Here is an 18,667-nt window from a genome sequence, read left to right as displayed (position 1 = left end):
ATTACCTCGCACTCGCAGTATTTTCTTCCAGTTGGCTGGATAAGATCGGATCTTCTTTAGCGGAATTATAAGGAAGTTTAGGCCACCAGGCTATATAATCTTTTTTTAAACCAGGCTCCGCACTTTCTCCCGGCTTAGGAGTGATCACAGTAACTCCAAGTTCTTTAGATTTTTCTAAAACTCTTTCTATAGGTTCCGTCCATCCATGAGAAGCAAGAGCAAACAATCCCCAATGGATAGGAAGAAGGACTTTTCCTTTCAGTTGCGAATGAGCGATCACTGCTTGTTCCGGCCCGATATGCCAATCAGGCCAAGCTTGGTTGTATTGCCCTGTTTCTATCATTGTTAGATCGAAAGGTCCGTATTTTTCTCCGATCTCTTTCATCTTAGGGAATAAACCCGTATCTCCCGAAAAATAAACTCTATGTTGATTCCCAAGAAGTGCATAACTGGACCAAAGTTTTTTATCATTATCTAAAAGATATCTACCGGATGCATGTCTTGCTGGAGTACTTACTATTTCAAGATTTTTGATCTTCTTAGTTTCCCACCAATCTAACTCCACTATCTTTTCTGTAGGAACTCCCCAATAGGAAAGATTTGCCCCTAAACCGAGTGGAACCACGAATAATATATTTCTATCTTTGAGTTTAGAAATGGTTCCTAAGTCCATATGATCATAATGATCATGAGAAATTAATACTACATCTATTTCAGGAAGATCTTCCAAAGAGATCAAAGGAGGATACCATCTCTTAGGACCGATCCAAGAAGAAGGTGAAGTTCTTTCCGACCAAACAGGATCTGTTAAGACTCTAACTCCATCCAACTCTATCAAAGAAGAAGAATGTCCAAACCAAGTAACCCTCAAGCCTGAGCTAGGTAATTTAGAAAATCTTGATTTTTCTACAAAAACTACAGGAACAGGATCTTTGGGACTTACATCCACACTTTGTCGGAACATACTTCCTAATGCCATCCAGAAATCGTTGATCAGAGGTTGAGGATTTACGAATTGTCCATCCTTCCATTGAGGAGAGTCTTGCATTCTGATCAATCTTTCTCCTTCTGCTTTTTTACCCATTGCCTGGCAGGTATAAAAAAATGACGCTCCCAAAGCTAAGACCAAGACAGGGAAGAGCCATTTTCGAGAACTGTGTACCTTCTTCATTTTTTATTATTTCCTTACATTTTGACAATTTTAATCTAACTTGTCAATTTTTCAGACCTGGGAACTCAGATAAAGTTGACATTTTTTTATAAATTTGTCAAATAATCTTATGACTCGAAAGGTAGTTCTTCCGGACGAAGATAGAAAAAAGGAAATTTTAGAAGCCGCCTTATATTGTTTTCTTCAATTCGGGTATTCCAAAACTTCAATGGATGATATCGCTAAACAGGCGAATTTGTCCCGCCCACTTCTCTATTTAAAATTTAAGAACAAAGAAGATCTATACGAAGGAATTTTCGATTATACCTTGGAAGGAAGTTATGAAGAAGCGGAGAAGGTTTTAAGCCAAAATATTTCCGCTAAACAAAAACTTCTTCGAGTCTGTGAATTGATACTGATCGAACCCTGGGCCAAAATAGAAGGAAAACCTAAAACTTCCGAGTTTTATGAAACCTGTTCTAAATTATCTCCAAAGAGCACTCAAAAATACGAACGCCAAATTATCAAATTCACAGAACAGATATTAGGGGACAGGGAGAGTGCAAAAGTGTTCTTCTTGGCTTTGGAAGGACTTTCTGCGGACCTTCCGAAAACGAAAGTTTTACGCAAAAGAGTGGAATTGCTCACGGAAAGATTTACACGTTAAGAGATATTTTCGGTTTTCAATAATTTTCCGACCTTTCCGGGTCGAAAATTACAATCATGCTACGTCTTAGGATTTAGCTCTTGCCAATAAATCGGGGTATTATACCCTGCAGCAGACTTTTTACAAGAATCGTAATGACCAAACTGAAATTTCTCATTCCATCTAATTTACACAGATTTGTCTCACAAAAACTTCTTATATTCTGCCTAGTTTTTTTCCTTGGTAATTGTGAGAGAGCCTCTTGGATCGCGGAAGATTCTATTCTCTCCTTGAATGGAGAATGGGAATTTATCTCCGACAATAATACAAATCCCGATTTCAAAAAAGGAACTAAGATCACTGTTCCGTTTGATTTTAGTTCGGATGATGTTTACCAAAATTTTGATGGATGTATTTCTATACGTCATGCGCTACCGGAGAAGATCCGCGCATGGATGAATCAGCAGACCTCGGTTGCAATCGACTCAGGTCATAGTTCTGACTTTGCGGAATTTTATCTAAACGAAACTTCTAAATTAGGTTTAATCGGAAAAACGGGAAGAAGAGATCCTTATCTTTCAGGACAAGACGGAAGGATCGTATCCGTACTTCCTGCTGCTGCATTCCGTCCGGGCGGAGAAAATTTTATATACGCAAAGATCTGCAAGATCCCTGGAAAACCTTTCCATTGGAGCGGGCCTAAAGTTTCCTTAGGACTTTCGGAATCCATTTTTAAAAAATTCGGATTAGAGCTGAGTGTAGCATTTTTACTAGCTGCAGTTTATATCAGCGTAGGACTTTATCATCTTCTTTTAGCGATCAGAAGACCGAGCGATATATTCAATTTATATTTCGGATTGTTCGCGATCTTCTTCTCCATATTCCATCTTACTAATAATTCCACTGCAGAGATACTTTTCGGCTCCCATAGACAATTGCAGTCTAAGGTGGATCAGTTCTCACTCATGATGTTTATAGGAAGCCTTCTATTATTCATTGCAAGGTTCTTCCAAGGAAAACATCCTAAATTTGCGGTATATTCAGCCGCCTTATACGGAATTGTTGGCCTTCTGGATATATTCGTAAATCAATATATTCGGGATTTATTACTTACAATCATTGCGGGACTCACAGTAGTATTTGTTCTTCCTTATATTTCATTCATTACGGGGAGATCCGCATGGAAAGGAAACTCCGACGCAAGATTACTTTTAGGTGGAGTTGCATTGATAGCTCTCGGCGGTTTGCACGATTATGCTGTCACAAACAGACTTATCAATTCGGCACTTATCATGCCTTTTACATTCCTGGCATTTATCTTAGGAATAGCGTTTATATTGGCAAATCGTTTCGTTCGTGTTCACAACGAAGTAGAAGAATTAAACGCTAGTCTCGAGGAGAAGGTCCGTCAAAGAACAAATGACCTTCAAAAAAGCCTAACCGAGATCAAAGAGCTTAAACACCAACAAGACGGGGATTATTTCCTAACTTCTCAATTAATGCAGCCACTCGCCGGAAACTATGGGCATAGCGATATAGTAAGAGCGGAAATACTTTGCCGACAAAAGAAAAGATTCCAGTTCAGAAATTGGCAAGGAGAATTGGGCGGAGATTTATGTGCTGTATATTCCTTAAAATTAAAAGGAAGACCAGTATTAGTGTTCTTTAATGGGGATGCAATGGGTAAATCCATGCAGGGAGCAGGTGGAGCTCTCATCATGGGAACCATTTTTAAGACTATAGTCACAAGAACCCAAAATACTTTAGAAATGCAGGAACTTTTCCCGGAACATTGGCTCAGAAGATGTTACCATGAACTAAAAAGTGTATTCGTGTCTTTTGACGGAAGAATGTTGATCTCCATGGTAGTGGGGATCGTGGACGAAGAATCAGGTCTAATGTATTTTGTGAATGCAGAACATCCTCAAGTAGTGATGTATAGAGACGGAAGAGCAGACTTCTTATCCGAAAATGGAATGTTAAGAAAAGTCGGAGTTGAAGATCCGGAAGAAGTTTTCGTAGTCCAAACACTCCAACTCAAACCGAATGATGTAATCTTAATAGGTTCCGACGGAAGAGACGACGTTCAACTCGGCATCAACGAAGACGGAAACCAGATCATCAACGAAGACGAAAGAGCATTCTTAAGAGACGTAGAAGAAGCTAAAGCAGAACTATTACAGATAGAAGCTCTGATCCATTCCAGAGGAGATATCATAGACGACTTAAGTCTTGTCCGAATTTCTTATAAGGAAGAAATGACTTCTGTTGCGGATATTTTAGACGATCCTTTCCAAAACCAGCAAGCCCCCGATGCAATTTCCGAAAAATCGAACCGAAGAAAAGCACTTAGGAATGCTATCGAAGAGAAGGATTATATCTACGTAGGATCGGAAGGTCAAAAATACCTCGAAAAATATCCGGATGATAGTGCAGTCTATCTCTGGGTTTCTTATGCGCTTGCAAGACTTGGAAATTATGAGAAGGCGATCGACTTCGGAGAAGTTCTTCTAATGAGAGATCCTAACCACTCCAAAAACTTGGAACACTTAAGCAAATTACATTATAAAAATGGAAACAAGGTAAGAGCGGAAGTTTTATTAGCAGCATCTAAATCTAAAATAGATTAAGAAACTGAGACTTCTTTTAACATACTTTTCAGGATTGTGGTTACTTCCAAACGGCAGCTTCCACATCCTGTTCCAGCCCCGGTCCTTCTTCCAATTGCTTCCAAGGTCCTTTCTCCGCCCTGGATAGCTTCCCTGATATTACCCTCTCCTACTCCATTACAGGAACAGACAACTTTTCCTTGGAGAGGTTTCATTATCTCTCCATCATTCAATAAATGTTTCCTGCGATCTCCCAATTCAATCCCGGAAGAAACCCAGTCTTTCATTCTACTAAAAGATGATTTGTCTCCGATCAGTATCGCGGCTACTAATCTGTCGTTTCGGATAATACATTTTTTATAAAAACGTTTTTTACGATCTAAGAATATGATCTCTTCGAATTCTCCCCTTTTGTCCTTAGGGATTTCCATCGGAACATCAGGTAGTCGAATAGTCGCCAGTTCCAAACCTGGAATTTTCAAAATATGTGCATGCAAAGAACCGGTATATTCGTTAAACGCATAACCGAATAGATGCTGAGCGGCAATTTTTGCCTGGTCATCTACAGCAGAAATATTTCCATAAGTTCCGGTTTTATGTTCCGCAATCTCCCCGATACAATATACATCCGGATCACTGGATCTTAAGAAAGAATCCACCAAAACTCCGCTATCACAATCCAATCCACCTTTCACCGCGATCTCAAAATTCGGTTTGGTCCCGATCGCAAAAATGATTCCATCCGGTTCTATAAAATTCCCGTTCGTAAGTTGTACTTTAGAAATTCTTTCTGTTCCTTCTATTTTAGAAATCTCGCATTCAAATATTAATTCTATTCCTCTTGCGAGAATCTCTTCTTTTAAGATATCTGCTCCGACTGAATCCAGTTTTTGGGACATCAAACGGTCCGATCGAACAAGAACAGTCACCTGCACTCCTACACCTTTTAAAGCAGCGGCAAGTTCTAATCCTAAAAGTCCTCCACCTACGATCAATGCATGGGATTTTGGTACAAAAAAACCTTTGATACGATCTGCATCCGCTTTGCTCCTTAAACTGAACACTCCTAACATTTCAGGAGGGACCTTAGTAGGCAAAACAGGAGAACTTCCCATCGCAAGAACGAGTTTATTATAAGAATATAATGTTCCTTCCGTATCACGGACCTTCTTCCCTTCCGTATAGATCATCTGAACGGATTTATTCGGGAACAGATCCAAATTCCAGGATTTGACTTCCTCAGGATCCGCAGGCATCAGATCGTCAAATTCCTTTTCCCCTCCTATATAATCAGGAAGAAGCACCCTATTATAAAACGGATTTTCCTCTCTACACATTACGGTGATATCGTCGCCAGGTGCAAGATCCCTATATTGTTTTAAGAATGCATAAGCTGCAGTCCCGCCGCCAACGATGAGTATTTTCTCTTTGGGTTTTTTATAAGGAGTGATACGGACCGCAGAAATTTTAAAACCTGGCTGCTTGGAAAAAGGGTCGGAAGCGGAACTTGTAAGGTTATTAGATCTGAATATATCTGTTCCATTCTTTCTTCCCCAATGCATGGGTAAAAACACGACACCTCGTTTGATTGATTCGGTCAGAAGTGCCTTTGCCCGAACGGATCCTCTTTTACTCGAAATGGTCACCACCATTCCATCTTTGATATCGTATTTATAAGCATCGTCCAGATGGATCTCTAAAAAAGGTTCAGGCCTATGTTCTCTTAATTTTTTGACCTTACCGGTCCGAGTCATCGTATGCCATTGGTCTCTGATCCTACCTGTGGTAAGTACCAAAGGAAAATCCTCGTCCGGTTTTTCAGAATCGTCTTCCGATCTTACAGAATGAATCTTAGCCTTTTCATTCTTTCTATAAAATTTTCCATCCTCGAACAATCTTATATTATCGGAATGTCCTTTTTGAGGATAAGGCCATCTTACAGTTCTATGTTTACGAATTTCTTCATAATCTAAACCTAATATATCTATCTTAGTTCCTTCCGTTAATCTACAATGTTCCAGAAAAATTTCTTCTTCATCTGAATAGTTAAAAGAAGGACCAAATCCCATTCGTTTTGCAAAATCTTGTATGATCCAAGAATCCGCTCTTGCCTCCCCTGGAGGTTCTAAAATTTTAGAAAGAACCGAAATACTCCTATCGGAGCTTGTCATTGTGCCCTTCTTCTCCGCCCAACCTGCTGCAGGCAGAACAAGATCCGCAAAAGGGATCACACTTGAATCGGCGGAAATATCCTGAACAACCACAAACTCAGCCAAACGAAGACCAGACTCTGCGGATCTCACATCAGGAAGACTTACGGCAGGATTCGTACAGATGATCCAGATTGCCTTCATCCTTCCGGAAGCAAGCTTTTCAAAAATTTCGGTCGCACTATAACCCGGAGTCTCCGAGATAGAATCGACTCCCCAAAATTTTGCGACCTCCTTTCTATGCTCCGGATTTTCCAAATCTCTATGTGCAGGAAGAAGATTACAAAGTCCGCCAACTTCTCTTCCTCCCATTGCATTGGATTGCCCTGTTAAGGAGAATGGACCCGAGCCGGGTTTACCTATATGGCCCGTAAGAAGGGAAAGATTGATAAGAGCTAAATTTTTATTTACTCCGACCACACTTTGGTTCAAACCCATGGCCCATAGACTGATAAAACCTTTTGCTTTAGAAATATATTCCGCAGTCTTATAAATGAGTTCGGAAGAAATTCCGCAGATCTCTGCAGCCTTAGAAACGGAAATTTCAAAAACTTTTGTTTTTAATTCTTCGAATCCTTCCGTGTGATCCTGTATAAACTTAGGATCTATCCAATCCTTCTCTATTAGAATTCTCGCAATTGCATGAAATAAATAAATGTCTGTCCCTGGAGCTATTTGCAGATGAATGTCCGCGTGCTCGCAGGATTCAGTCCTGCGAGGGTCTACCACGATCAACTTAATATTCGGATTCTCTTTTTTTCGAGCTTCAATTCTTCTGAATACGATCGGATGGCACCAGGCAGGATTTGCACCGGCTACCAAAAAACAATCTGCAAGATCCAAGTCCTCGTAACCGACGGGAACTGCATCTTCTCCGAATGCCATCTTATATCCGGTAACCGCAGAACTCATACATAGCCTGGAATTCGTATCTATATTATTTGTTCCGAGAAAACCCTTAGTTAATTTATTTATAATATAATATTCTTCCGTTAGAAGTTGTCCCGAAACATAAAAGCCCACTGAGTCAGGTCCAAATTCTCGAATAAAACTTTTGAATTTTTCCGCGGCTAAGTCGAGAGCCTTGTCCCAACTAGTTCTTTTCAACGTAGCAAAACGATCTTCCCTCATCATGGGGAAAAGAAGTCTGTCCGACCTGTCCATGACGGAATAATGCAAGTTCATCCCTTTTGAACAAAGCATTCCTCTGTTTGTTGGATGATCAGGATCCCCGCTCACGGAAATATCCAGAGGACCGGATTTTTCCACCTTCAGGCCACAACCCACCCCGCAGTACGGACAGGTAGTCTGAAAGGTTTCCGGGTTTTGCATGCCTATATTCATGCAATTATCACGCCAGACCTTGGATTATTTGGAAAACTGGACAAATAGAGGCTTCTGGAATCTGTTTTGAAAGGAATCAGACTATCTTATCCTCAGTTCTAAAGCAGTTTGTGTAGAATTTCTGCAATGTAGTATCTTCGACAAAACACTTACAGCCAAGATTCACGATCCCCTTCCGATCATACGTGTAGAATATACACTGGAATCAGGATTCAAAGAGGCCAGAAACGAATTGCCTTTCTTTTTTAGATCTGGCATTTATCCTGCATATAAAGAAATGGTATCTCTTGGATACCGACGGGTCCCCCAGGCTCGAACCCAAAAAATGAAAGAGAAGAACGAGCATGAAATTTTGTTTTTTTTCTATTCCCAAGCGGATTTTTTAGAAGAAGTCTGGGCGGAATATAAAAGATCTCCCGCAAAACTTTCCTGCTTAAATCTTGTGAATTGGATTTTTGCTGCCTTTCCGATCTATGAAGACATTTCTAAACTTCTCCCTTCCGTGATCTCAAAAACAAAACAGGCTTCCGAAAATGGACACGATCCCGACTTTTCTTACGAATTAAAAAAAGTAGATATAAATGTAAAAACTCCGAGCGAACTTGTTTCGATCCATAAAAGAGTTTCGGAAAGCAAACAAACGGATAAGAAGAAGTCCCTCCAAAACAGTAAATACTTCTGGAATCTTCAAAAAGAAATCCAAGAAGGAAGAAAAGGACCCTTAGTAATTTCACTGGAAGAAACCGCCAAGAGTATAATTCGCTTCAATAACGAACTCGAACTGGAATTGATAGAACATTACGGATTCAATTTCCGTAAAAAACTGAATATAGACATCATCTCTTAATCAGCAAATTTTGTGCCAATATCAGAAAATTTTCAGAAATAGTAGCTTCAAGTGCCGATTCGACTCTATCTAAGAAGTGTCGAAGATACTACAAAAGTATTTTTCCTAGAAAACGTACCTAATTTATACATAACGTATATTTCTAGATCGTATACAAAAGAAAATACTCGAATCGCATTTCAGCAGATTGTTCTAATTCGCCAATTTATTCAACATTCAGATATTTTTATATTATTGGCACGGTAATTGCTAAAAGTTTTAGAAAGATACTTTTACTGTGGGTTGCTCCTGGATGAATGTTATTCCGAAACCGAAATTTAATTTCATACTTCTCTTAATAACTATCGTTATTAGTATTCCAGCATATTCGGAAGAAGATCCGAATAAGAATACGAAGGAAACGATACAAAACCCTCTGCCCCCTTCTTCCGATACGAATAAGGTCGAAGGCACTGACCCAAAAACTAAAAAACAAGAGCCTAAGTATAATTCTCCTTGGAAGGGAAATATTCCGGTAGATCATCTGCGAACTCTTTTGGTCACTCCTGAACAGATGAAGGATACCCAAAAATCGGATCTGTTTTGGTTGGATAATTTGAAATTAGGAGTTTCTCTTCGCCCTAGATTCGAAGCCAGAGAAAATCCTGACTTCAATAAGAAGACAGATGATTACAGCTCTTTTGTGGGACAAAACACCCAGCTTTGGTTCTTATTCGATCCTTCTCCCTATTATGCAATCAAGGTTACCATGCAAGACAGTAGACTTTGGGGAGGAAGCCAAACTCCTCAAAACGCCGGTAATTGGACTTACGGGCTCAGCACCGGCGCCGGAACCACTTTGACTCCGGCTACTTCTACCAATACGAATATTAGGAATAATACTGATATTAGAGAAGCTTATATAGTATTCAAAAAAACTGATAAACTTCCTGTTTCCGTTTTTGTAGGCAGACAGGTATTCGCTTTCGGGGATCTTAAAATTGTGGGTCCATTAAATTGGCTACATACAGGTTTTGCATTCGATGGTGTTAGATTCGTCCATGATTCACAATGGTTTAGATCGCATGTATTCGGAACAATTTTGTCTAACCAATACGACGCGCCTTACGGTTTGACAACAAGCAACGGAAGATCCAAAGGATCCATAGACCAGGCTTATTTTTTCGGCGCATATAATACGATCAAGTTCGGAGAAGAAGCTCACCTGGATCTATATATGTTCGAAGTTTCTAAAAAATGGATCCCTAACGCAAATCCCACAGACTTCGATAATCGTTTAAAACAAAGGGACGATCTATTGACCACAGGTTTCAGATTCACCAATAGAACGAATAATAATCTTTTACCTGCAGGAAAGATCTGGGACTGGACAATAGAATCGGCTTGGCAATCAGGAATGACCGGGGATAGAGTAAAGGCGGATTGGGATATTTTAGACCAAAAAGCGGCTAATGGTAAAAACATTTATACGGAGAAGGTTCAGTATGATACAAAACTTCTCTCTTTGGATACTGGGATCAAGGTTAACGATTGGATCCGCTTAGGTTTAGGCTACACATACGCATCAGGAGATCCTAATAGATCGGATTCCAAGGTGGGAACGTGGCAGAGTTTATTCCCTCAGATCGCAGGCTCTTTCCCAAATTGGAATACTATGAACGGCCAATCTTTAATGGCCGGGTTCGAAAATATTAAATCTTATTCAATCAGGGCAAATCTCAAAACGGAATATGGAATGTTCATATTTGCGATTTACGATACTCAAAAAGCAAATTTGCAGGATGCTTGGTATAAGGTTTCCGGGGTTCCGAATACCGGAGCGAGTACGGAAAATTATTCCAACGATAAGTTCTCTTATGAGAATTCTAGATTAGGAAGAAGATTATTCTATCAGTACGATTTTACCTGGATCTATAATTATACTGAATCTGTTTCGATCTGGATGGGGATTTCTCTTGTGAAGGCTAAAGAGGCGATCGGGAATGAAAGAACAAATCCTTATGCTTCTAATCCTGAGAAGAGATATACATTCGATGATACTTCTAAGTTCTTTTATCTCATGGTCTCCGCCTCCCTATAAGGCAATCCTTTCCTTGGGAGGGGTCGAAGTCTCGACCTCTCCTTTCTTTTTTAGGAGAAGTCGAACTTCTTCATATTCTCTAGAGTAATTTAGACTATGATTTGTTGCTAAATGGATTTCAAAAAAGCTACATAATTTATTAACAATAGTTAAGATGAAAACCTTCACGCTCTATGTCTTAATTAGCATGGAAGAGAAGGTTATGCAAAACTGCGATGAAATTCCTCCAAAAATAAACAAGCCCTCCGGTTATTTAGAGAAGGACTTTTTACCTAAGGAGATGGGCTGGGATGAATGGTACTGCCAGGCGGCACAATTCAAGAATATACTTTATCATTCTCCAAACGGATTTGCGATCATATCCCTGGAAGGAAGGTTTATCAGTTCTAATCCTGCACTTTCTCAAATTTTAGGTTATTCAGAAAACGAATTGGTCGGAATGAGTTTTGATTATATTACTCATCCTGATGATTTGGAAGAAGATCTCCGATCCAGAGACCAATTTCTAAAAGGGCAAATATCTTTATTTAAAAGGAAAAAAAGATACATCCATAAAGACGGACACCAACTCTGGGTTCAGGTGGATGCAACCTTAATACGAAATAGAAAGGGAGATCCGAATTATTTTGCGGCTCAATTCCAAGATATTACAAAACATCATGAATTAGAAAAACAACTCATTCATTCTCAAAGAATGGAATCAATCGGCTCTCTTGCCGGTGGAGTTGCCCACGACTTCAATAATATTCTAACTGTAGTTTTAGGCTACACTACCCTTTTAGAAAAGAATTCAGGACATCCGGAAAAGATCCTACAGTATTCTGAAATTATTAAAAAAACGGCGGAAAGAGGATCTTCGTTAATCAAACAACTTTTGACCTTAGCGAGAAAGGTCGAATCGGATCTCAAACCTTCTATCTTGAACGATCTATTATCTGAAGCAGCCCATATAGCCTCTTCTACTTTTCCTAAATCTATTCGAGTAGTTTCGGATCTTCCCCAAGATCCCATCCTGGTACAAGCCGATCATACTCAGATCCACCAAGTGTTTCTGAATTTATTTTTAAATGCGAAAGATGCAATGCCGAACGGCGGCTTACTTTCCATCAGATTAAGAATGGAAGAAGGAGAATTTATTTCTCCGGAAAAAATCCAAAAAACCGCAGTAATAGAAATTTTAGACAGCGGAACGGGAATAGACAGAAAGACGATCCGTAAAATATTCGATCCATTCTTCACAACCAAAGAACCCGGTAAAGGAACCGGGCTTGGACTTTCCATCGTTTATGGTATTTTAGAAAATCATAAAGGAAAGATCAAAGTAGAAAGTGAACTTGGATCAGGCACAAAATTTTCCATTTATTTTCCGGTTCTGGAATAGAAAAGATTTCGGCTACTTCTACCCTTTAGAAAATTTATAAGAAGTTCATTTTTGTTCCTTCCAGATCCTATTTCGGATCCTACTCAAGGAAACAGGAGTGATCCCCAAAAAAGAAGCAATATAATGTTGAGGGATACGATTCGCGATATCCTGTTGCTCTTTGATAAGATTCAAATATCTTTGTTCCGGACTATCCCTGATCCTGGACAAAAACAAATTCATATAAGTATCAAATCTTTCGGCAACATATTCCAATAAAAAACCTCGGACGTCTTCGTTTTCTTTATAAATAATCTCAGCATCTTCTCCGCTTAAGATCAATAATTCCGTGGGTTCTATACTCTCCACACTAAGTTGGCTATCTTTATAAGTTCCTCTATAACTATGGATAGAAGTGATCGCTCTATTTTCGGGAAAAAACGCGATTGTGATATCTCGACCCTTATCTTCGAATTTTAACCGCAGGCATCCTTTTTTAACGATAAATATGTTTTTGGTATAAACACCTCTTTTGATCAGCACGGTTTTTGCCGGGACCTTCTTTTCTTTTAACATGGAAGTATAACGGTCCCAATTTTTTTCCAAACTTGGGATCTTCTTCCTTAGATTTTCCAGTAATGGTATCTCATGCATCTTGGAGCCTTGAATTCTCCCGTATTCAGTAGTATAGGAATGAAAAGGCAAGATTTGTTTTGGTACCAAACCAGGAATTTATGATTTTGGAGCAAGTTCTCCAATTCTTTATACGAAAAGTTTCGAATTAGATTGAATAGTTTCCTAAAAAGGGAAACCTTGCCCGCATCGAAGAGAATTTTTCAACATGTCATTCAGCAGATACAAAGGTAAAAAAGTATTTATTACAGGCGGTTCCGCGGGTATAGGCAAAGGAATTGCGATCCAATTAGCGAAGGCAGGAGCAAGTGTAATCGTTTCCGCCAGAGGAAAATCCAACTTAGAAAAAACCGTCCAGGAATTAAAGGCAGTAGGAGCTCCAACAGCAGTATTCGGATTCGCAGTCTTAGATGTTTCAGATAAAAAGGCCATCGAAAAAGAAGCCAAAAAGGTAATCCAGACATTAGGAGGATTGGACATTTTAATCTGCAGCAGCGGTTTTGCAAAAGCAGGAGAAGCTTCCGATCTAGACGACGAAGTTTATAGAAATCTAATGGATGTAAACTTTTTCGGCCACGTGAATAGTGCGCTTGCATTTAGTGATCATTTTTCCAAACAAAAAAGTGGTGAGATCGTATTTTTAGCATCCACCCTTGCGTTTTTTTCCATCTACGGATACGGAGCTTATTCGGCTAGTAAGTTTGCGATTGTAGGTTTTGCCCAAGGTTTTCGCCAGGAAATGATGCTTCATGGAGTAAAAGTGAAATTATTCCTTCCTCCTACAACGGATACTCCTGGTTTGGAAAAGGAGAATACCGACAAACCTGAATTGAGTAAGGAAATTGAAATGGGTTCCGCATTAAATAGAATTCATACAATTGATTCCGTAGCAAAGGCCATCCTAAAATGGATACCGAACAAAAAGTTCATCGGTTATACAGGCTGGGATTCTTGGCTCCAATATTTTCTATTTAGACATTTTCCGGAATTCAGCATTAAACTTACCGATTCCGAATTAAAAGCGGCCCAGTCTAGACTGGATAAGAAAAAACAAAAAGTATAACTGTGGATATTCTTAAGGAGACTCTATGAAACCGATTAGCAAGGACTGGAAGGAAGATATTTCCCCGGATGAAGAGATTCGTTTTGCGGAATATGTAAAGGCATTCCAAAAGATCCAAAAAGTAAACTCTTCCAAATTCGGAAAAGGTCGCACATTACATAGAAAGCAGATCTTAGGGCTGCAGGCAAAGTTTGAAGTTTTATCCAATATTCCTGATTATACAAAACAGGGTTTGTTCTCCACTTCCGGCACAAAGGATGTTTGGATCCGATTATCCAGCGGGAGTATGAAACTACAGCCTGATACCACTGGAGACATCAGAGGATTTGCATTAAAAATCCTAGGAGTAAATGGGCCAAGCGCTTTACAAAACGGTAATACTTCTGCCCAAGATTTTCTACTGATCAATTTAGAAGCATTCTCTTCTCCTAAAAGTGAGGAGTTCGTAGGTGTTGTTACCGCAGCAGCTAAAGGAGGAGGTCCGTTATTAAAATATCTTTTTGCCACTTACGGATTTTTCGGTGCATTTGCCAGGATCAAAAAAGTATCAAAAAGTTTTAATAAACCTTTTAGCGGATTTGCAACGGAACCTTTTTATAGCGCGGCACCAATAGCCTTCGGCCCCTACGCTGCGAGAATTAGACTTCTTCCTCCTTCTGGTATAACTCCAAACAAAGATGCCTCAAAGGATTGGGCAAATGATATTAAATCAAAACTTTCAAAAGGTCCTCTGGTTTATACATTCCAAGCCCAATTTTTCACGGATGAAAAAACAACTCCAATCGAAGATGCTTCCGTTGATTGGCCTGAATCAGAAGCTCCTTACGTTACTCTCGCTACTCTTACAATTCCAACTCAAGATTTCGGATCCGAGCCCGGTCTATCTTTGCAAAAAAAGATCGAAGATACAATTTTTGATCCTTGGGAAGCTTTATTAGAGCATAGACCTTTAGGAGATGTAATGAGAGCGAGAAAACATGTATATCTAGCGAGCCAAAAAGGAAGAGGCGCAGTTTAGAGAATTTTGTTAGATTGAAAATAAAATACTATGCAAAATCACTCACCTAAATAGATCCTGAAATCTCAGACTATTTTTGTAGGAACATAGATGTCTCCATCTATGGGAAGACGGTGCAATTCCGTCACGGTACCCGCCGCTGTAAGAGGGACAAAAGGCACAAGATGTCACTGGGTGTAAAAACCTGGGAAGACGTGCTGAGTAGGACGATCTCGAGTCAGAAAACGACCTTACAAAAATCCTGAAGCTACGTGATCCAGTCTCGGATGTAAGACGGTTACGTAACTAAACTCAATTTTTTTCATACGATACTTTGGCTCATTCTTTTGTGCCTTAATATCGTTTATATCTTGTTAGGTGAAGATCTCTTAGGAGGGATTTTTATGCGCTCGATTTCCGTTTCGAAGGATTTTTCAGGAGCCAAATTATGGCTTAGAGCTTCCGTTCTGGTTTTTGCAGGATTTCTTGCTTTTTCTACGATCTATGCAGTAGGCCTGGAACCAATGGTGTATTTGCACGATACTTTTCATGATATAAGACATTCCACAGGATTTCCATGCCATTAAGATCAGAGTTTTCTGATCTTCTGCGGACAGGGATATTTTCCGGTCTGGTGTCAGGTCTTGTTTTAGGGATCATGGTCTGTGTTTGGAATCTTCCGTTGATTTTAGAGGCGGAAAAGTTTGAAGCAAAATCTGCATCAGAAAATTTGAATACAGGTCATACACATGTTCACTCCCATACCCATGGAGAACGCCATTCCCATACAAAAGTGGAATCCGCTTCTTCTGAAAAGATTGAGAGTGATAGTCTCTGGCAAAAAAGAAATTTAGGAACAATCATAGGTTCCGTTCTATTAGGAATTTCTTTTGGAGTTTTGGTTTCCCTTTGGATGGTATTTTTTCCTCCTAACGGCTTTTTAGAGAACCCTTCCCTATCCAAGGCGATCTACCTTAGTATCTTATTTGCAGTCGGTGGATTTCTAATCTTCTTTGGAATTCCATATTTAGGGCTTCCTCCCGAATTACCTGGGAGAGCCTCCGGAAGTTATGATTACCCGGAAAGACAGGCCTGGTGGTATCTTAGTGTTGGGTCCAGCTTGGTCGGTATTTTAGGATCTAGGATCCTTCTATCATATTTAAACATTCATAATTTGCTAAAATGGGCTTTTGCTTTAGTAATGGTCCTATTCTTTTCGGGACTTCCATTCTATATCGGTGTGCCTGATATTTCGGAAGATTTTGCGGCTCCAAAAGAATTAAGGAACCAATTCGAATATGTGACCTTGCTCACGAATCTGATCTTCTGGTATTTATTATCCTCTTTATTTTTCATATTCTGGAAACCAAAGCAGGTATTAGGATTCAAATGAAACCTAAAATTGCGGTTCTGGTGTTGGGTCATGGAAGTAGGGAAATAAATTCCAATCTTGAATTCGTTTCTCTGGTCGAGGCCTATTCCCTTACTCGTCCGGATCTGAAAATTTCACATGCTTATGTAGAACTTGCCAAACCCGATCTGGAAACTGCATTAAGAGAGCTTAGCAAAGAATATTCTAATATAATAATATTTCCTCTGTTTTTATACACTTCAGGTCATATCAAAAACGATGTTCCGATCGTTCTGGATCGAATTAAATCAGAGTTCCCAAGTCATTCTTTCAAAATGGCGAATAGTTTAGGAGTCCATTCTAAAATGGTATCCTTACTTAGAAACCGTGCAGAAGGATTTATACCTCTAAACAAAGAACAATCCTCTAAAACTGGAGTAATCATAGTAAACAGAGGCTCTTCTGATCCTGATGCGAATGGAGACTTCTATAAAACGGTTCGTTTATTCCAAGAAGGAAATCATTTCTCCTTTGTTCTTCCTTCCTTCATAGGGATCACCAGCCCTCTTCTTCTGGAAACTTTGGAGATGGCTTCCAAATTAAGACCGGAAAAACTTCTGGTGGTCCCCTACTTTTTATTCGGAGGACTATTGATCCAAAAAATTTCCTCCTTGGTCAAAAACTTTTCAGAAAAATTCCCTTGGATCAAAACGGAAATGTCCTCATATTTGGGACCGGATCCTGAATTAGTTTCAGTCATGGACGAAAGGATCCAAGATTGTATCTCCGGAAAACTTTCTCTTCCATGTGATACCTGCGAATACAGGGCTCAACTTCCGGGTCTTTCTAAAAAGGTAGGAGGACTTAAGGCTCTTCTTTGGAGCATCCGCCACCTGGAAACTCATAACCAAGCTGCTCCTCATCTATTTCCCCATCGTAATTTACAAAAACATATATTTGTTTGCGATAATATAGATTGTGCAAGCAAAGGAAGTTCGGCTTTAGTCGCTCGAATGAGATCTATCTTGAAATTACAAGGACGACATTTGGATTTTAAAATTTCCCGTTCTTCCTGTATGGGAAGATGCGGAGAAGGCCCCGTAGTGGTGGTCTATCCGGACGGAGTCTGGTATCAAAAAGTAAGTGTAGATGATGCAGAGGATCTTGTTTCAGAACATCTTCTACAAGATAGATTGGTTTCTCGTTTAGTCGATAATATTATGCAATAGGAATATAGTATGGCATGTCATGAAATTGCAGCTTTAAGATTAGGAATGATGAATGTTCTTGGGATAAAGGATGAATCCGTCATTCAACATGAAAAGAATGAAATAGGACCGGAAGCTTTGTCTTCTCCCGGACCGATCCAGTCTTTGACGAATGCGAATAATTTCGAGGATTTGATCCGATTTTTTGAAGCAAGTCTCGTAGAATTAGAACAAACAATTTCGAAGTTAGCTTCCGAAGATCCTAAAACAGGATATTATACTTCTCTTCTGATACTTACCAAAAAAGTGGAATTGGATCTGAAAAATTCCGCTAAGTCATTCCAAACCTTGTATCTGGATTTAGAAGAAATGCATGATTTCGTGCATGAGATCTATCCTTCTTAGGAGGAACATTGAGCCAAAAACTTCTCAAACTAATCCATAAAGAAAATATAAGCGCTTCTTCGGATATATACAGTTTTAAAAAATCGGACGGTTCTCCTTTTGAATTTGTAGGAGGACAATACGTTATCCTAAACGCCGGAATTGACGAAGACGGAAAAGTTATTAAAAGAGCTTATTCCATTTTATCGTCCGATTCTAAAACGGATTCTTTTCAGATCTGCGTAAAACGTTTAGGAACCGGCAAAGCATCTAGCATTCTCCCTGAATTAATATTAGGATCAGAATTAGAATATTCGGGTCCTTGGGGAAAATTTGTGGGAGATCCAATATGGCCTTCTCCAGGTTTTTCTTTGATCCTGGCAACGGATACTGGAATTACCTCTCTTGCAGGACTTCTTCTTTCCAAAAAATTCTCAGGCCGTTTGGACAGCACAATAGCAGTTTGGCTCAAAACAAAAGAGGAAGATTTTCTTTCGGAAAGTGAATTAGCAAAGATCCTCTCAGGAATTCCCAATCTTCCGAATATATTCCAGATCCCACCAATTTCCGATCAGAATAGAATTTCAAACGCATTAGAAATTTTGAAATCGATCTTAGGAGATTGTACCGTTCCCGAGAATGTATTTTTAAGCGGAGATGGAAATGTTTTAAGGGAAGTAAGATCCGAATTAGTTCGTTTAGGAACCTTAGAATCCAGGATCGGAATGGAAGCGTTCTTCAATACACAAAGAAATACTTCACCGGCCATAAGTCTCGGATAAATT

15 protein-coding genes and 1 riboswitch are annotated in these 18,667 nt (G+C 39.4%); of the genes, 12 read left to right on the top strand and 3 right to left on the bottom strand.

Annotated features, from left to right (window positions below; translation table 11 throughout):
• Position 1 precedes the first annotated feature (1 nt).
• Positions 2-1,171, bottom strand: a complete 1,170-nt coding sequence (locus EHO58_RS15705; RefSeq protein ID WP_135680560.1) for an MBL fold metallo-hydrolase — start codon at positions 1,169-1,171, stop codon at positions 2-4.
• Between the two features lie 109 nt (positions 1,172-1,280).
• Here EHO58_RS15705 and EHO58_RS15700 point away from each other — a divergent pair, with 109 nt between their 5' ends.
• Positions 1,281-1,817: a TetR/AcrR family transcriptional regulator gene (locus tag EHO58_RS15700; protein ID WP_135680559.1), complete on the top strand. Its 537-nt coding sequence runs from the start codon at positions 1,281-1,283 to the stop codon at positions 1,815-1,817.
• Between the two features lie 134 nt (positions 1,818-1,951).
• Positions 1,952-4,426, top strand: coding sequence for a SpoIIE family protein phosphatase (locus tag EHO58_RS15695; RefSeq protein ID WP_135680558.1), 2,475 nt, complete (start codon positions 1,952-1,954; stop codon positions 4,424-4,426).
• Here the strand turns inward: EHO58_RS15695 and EHO58_RS15690 are convergent.
• A complete protein-coding gene (locus EHO58_RS15690) occupies positions 4,423-7,947 on the bottom strand; it encodes a nitrate reductase (protein ID WP_208728834.1) in 3,525 nt (1,174 codons plus the stop codon). The genes EHO58_RS15695 and EHO58_RS15690 overlap by 4 nt on opposite strands.
• Before the next feature lie 337 nt (positions 7,948-8,284).
• Between EHO58_RS15690 and EHO58_RS15685 the strand changes: the two genes are divergently transcribed.
• The 3 genes from EHO58_RS15685 to EHO58_RS15675 all read left to right on the top strand — a co-directional run bounded on the left by EHO58_RS15685 (position 8,285) and on the right by EHO58_RS15675 (position 12,267).
• A complete protein-coding gene (locus EHO58_RS15685) occupies positions 8,285-8,806 on the top strand; it encodes a hypothetical protein (protein ID WP_135680556.1) in 522 nt (173 codons plus the stop codon).
• Positions 8,807-9,098: 292 nt separating this feature from the next.
• A complete protein-coding gene (locus EHO58_RS15680; protein ID WP_208728832.1) occupies positions 9,099-10,886 on the top strand; it encodes an alginate export family protein in 1,788 nt (595 codons plus the stop codon).
• 202 nt (positions 10,887-11,088) lie between these two features.
• Positions 11,089-12,267, top strand: coding sequence for a two-component system sensor histidine kinase NtrB (locus EHO58_RS15675; RefSeq protein WP_244241207.1), 1,179 nt, complete (start codon positions 11,089-11,091; stop codon positions 12,265-12,267).
• A gap of 45 nt (positions 12,268-12,312) precedes the next feature.
• Here EHO58_RS15675 and EHO58_RS15670 read toward each other — a convergent pair whose 3' ends face one another.
• Positions 12,313-12,900, bottom strand: a complete 588-nt coding sequence (locus EHO58_RS15670) for a Crp/Fnr family transcriptional regulator (RefSeq protein WP_100724447.1) — start codon at positions 12,898-12,900, stop codon at positions 12,313-12,315.
• A 187-nt stretch (positions 12,901-13,087) separates the two neighbouring features.
• Here EHO58_RS15670 and EHO58_RS15665 point away from each other — a divergent pair, with 187 nt between their 5' ends.
• The 7 genes from EHO58_RS15665 to EHO58_RS15635 all read left to right on the top strand — a co-directional run bounded on the left by EHO58_RS15665 (position 13,088) and on the right by EHO58_RS15635 (position 18,664).
• On the top strand, positions 13,088-13,942 hold the full coding sequence (locus EHO58_RS15665; RefSeq protein ID WP_135680554.1) for an SDR family NAD(P)-dependent oxidoreductase: 855 nt from the start codon (positions 13,088-13,090) through the stop codon (positions 13,940-13,942).
• Positions 13,943-13,967: 25 nt separating this feature from the next.
• Positions 13,968-14,960 (top strand): catalase, encoded by a 993-nt coding sequence (locus tag EHO58_RS15660; RefSeq protein WP_135627158.1) that lies wholly within the window; start codon positions 13,968-13,970, stop codon positions 14,958-14,960.
• A gap of 63 nt (positions 14,961-15,023) precedes the next feature.
• Positions 15,024-15,208, top strand: a riboswitch (cobalamin riboswitch).
• Positions 15,209-15,343: 135 nt separating this feature from the next.
• A complete protein-coding gene (locus EHO58_RS15655) occupies positions 15,344-15,526 on the top strand; it encodes a CbtB domain-containing protein (protein ID WP_135680553.1) in 183 nt (60 codons plus the stop codon).
• Positions 15,517-16,332: a CbtA family protein gene (locus EHO58_RS15650; RefSeq protein WP_135680552.1), complete on the top strand. Its 816-nt coding sequence runs from the start codon at positions 15,517-15,519 to the stop codon at positions 16,330-16,332. The genes EHO58_RS15655 and EHO58_RS15650 overlap by 10 nt, the downstream gene beginning before the upstream one ends.
• A complete protein-coding gene (locus EHO58_RS15645) occupies positions 16,329-17,519 on the top strand; it encodes a CbiX/SirB N-terminal domain-containing protein (RefSeq protein ID WP_135680551.1) in 1,191 nt (396 codons plus the stop codon). The genes EHO58_RS15650 and EHO58_RS15645 overlap by 4 nt, the downstream gene beginning before the upstream one ends.
• Positions 17,520-17,528: 9 nt before the next feature.
• Complete coding sequence (locus tag EHO58_RS15640) at positions 17,529-17,903, top strand: DUF3209 family protein (protein ID WP_135680550.1); 375 nt, start codon at positions 17,529-17,531, stop codon at positions 17,901-17,903.
• 8 nt (positions 17,904-17,911) lie between these two features.
• A complete protein-coding gene (locus tag EHO58_RS15635) occupies positions 17,912-18,664 on the top strand; it encodes an FAD-dependent oxidoreductase (protein WP_135680549.1) in 753 nt (250 codons plus the stop codon).
• Positions 18,665-18,667 lie beyond the last annotated feature (3 nt).

The organism is Leptospira selangorensis, assembly GCF_004769405.1.
GTDB classification, from domain to species: domain Bacteria; phylum Spirochaetota; class Leptospiria; order Leptospirales; family Leptospiraceae; genus Leptospira_B; species Leptospira_B selangorensis.
Note: the sequence above shows the minus strand (reverse complement) of the source record. Positions and strands in the feature narration are given on the sequence as shown.

Coding starts and splice junctions, on each gene's coding strand:
- EHO58_RS15705 (WP_135680560.1), bottom strand. CDS start 1,171: ATGAAGAAGGTACACAGTTCTCGAAAATGGCTCTTCCCTGTCTTGGTC.
- EHO58_RS15700 (WP_135680559.1), top strand. CDS start 1,281: ATGACTCGAAAGGTAGTTCTTCCGGACGAAGATAGAAAAAAGGAAATT.
- EHO58_RS15695 (WP_135680558.1), top strand. CDS start 1,952: ATGACCAAACTGAAATTTCTCATTCCATCTAATTTACACAGATTTGTC.
- EHO58_RS15690 (WP_208728834.1), bottom strand. CDS start 7,947: ATGCAAAACCCGGAAACCTTTCAGACTACCTGTCCGTACTGCGGGGTG.
- EHO58_RS15685 (WP_135680556.1), top strand. CDS start 8,285: ATGAAAGAGAAGAACGAGCATGAAATTTTGTTTTTTTTCTATTCCCAA.
- EHO58_RS15680 (WP_208728832.1), top strand. CDS start 9,099: ATGAATGTTATTCCGAAACCGAAATTTAATTTCATACTTCTCTTAATA.
- EHO58_RS15675 (WP_244241207.1), top strand. CDS start 11,089: ATGCAAAACTGCGATGAAATTCCTCCAAAAATAAACAAGCCCTCCGGT.
- EHO58_RS15670 (WP_100724447.1), bottom strand. CDS start 12,900: ATGCATGAGATACCATTACTGGAAAATCTAAGGAAGAAGATCCCAAGT.
- EHO58_RS15665 (WP_135680554.1), top strand. CDS start 13,088: ATGTCATTCAGCAGATACAAAGGTAAAAAAGTATTTATTACAGGCGGT.
- EHO58_RS15660 (WP_135627158.1), top strand. CDS start 13,968: ATGAAACCGATTAGCAAGGACTGGAAGGAAGATATTTCCCCGGATGAA.
- EHO58_RS15655 (WP_135680553.1), top strand. CDS start 15,344: ATGCGCTCGATTTCCGTTTCGAAGGATTTTTCAGGAGCCAAATTATGG.
- EHO58_RS15650 (WP_135680552.1), top strand. CDS start 15,517: ATGCCATTAAGATCAGAGTTTTCTGATCTTCTGCGGACAGGGATATTT.
- EHO58_RS15645 (WP_135680551.1), top strand. CDS start 16,329: ATGAAACCTAAAATTGCGGTTCTGGTGTTGGGTCATGGAAGTAGGGAA.
- EHO58_RS15640 (WP_135680550.1), top strand. CDS start 17,529: ATGGCATGTCATGAAATTGCAGCTTTAAGATTAGGAATGATGAATGTT.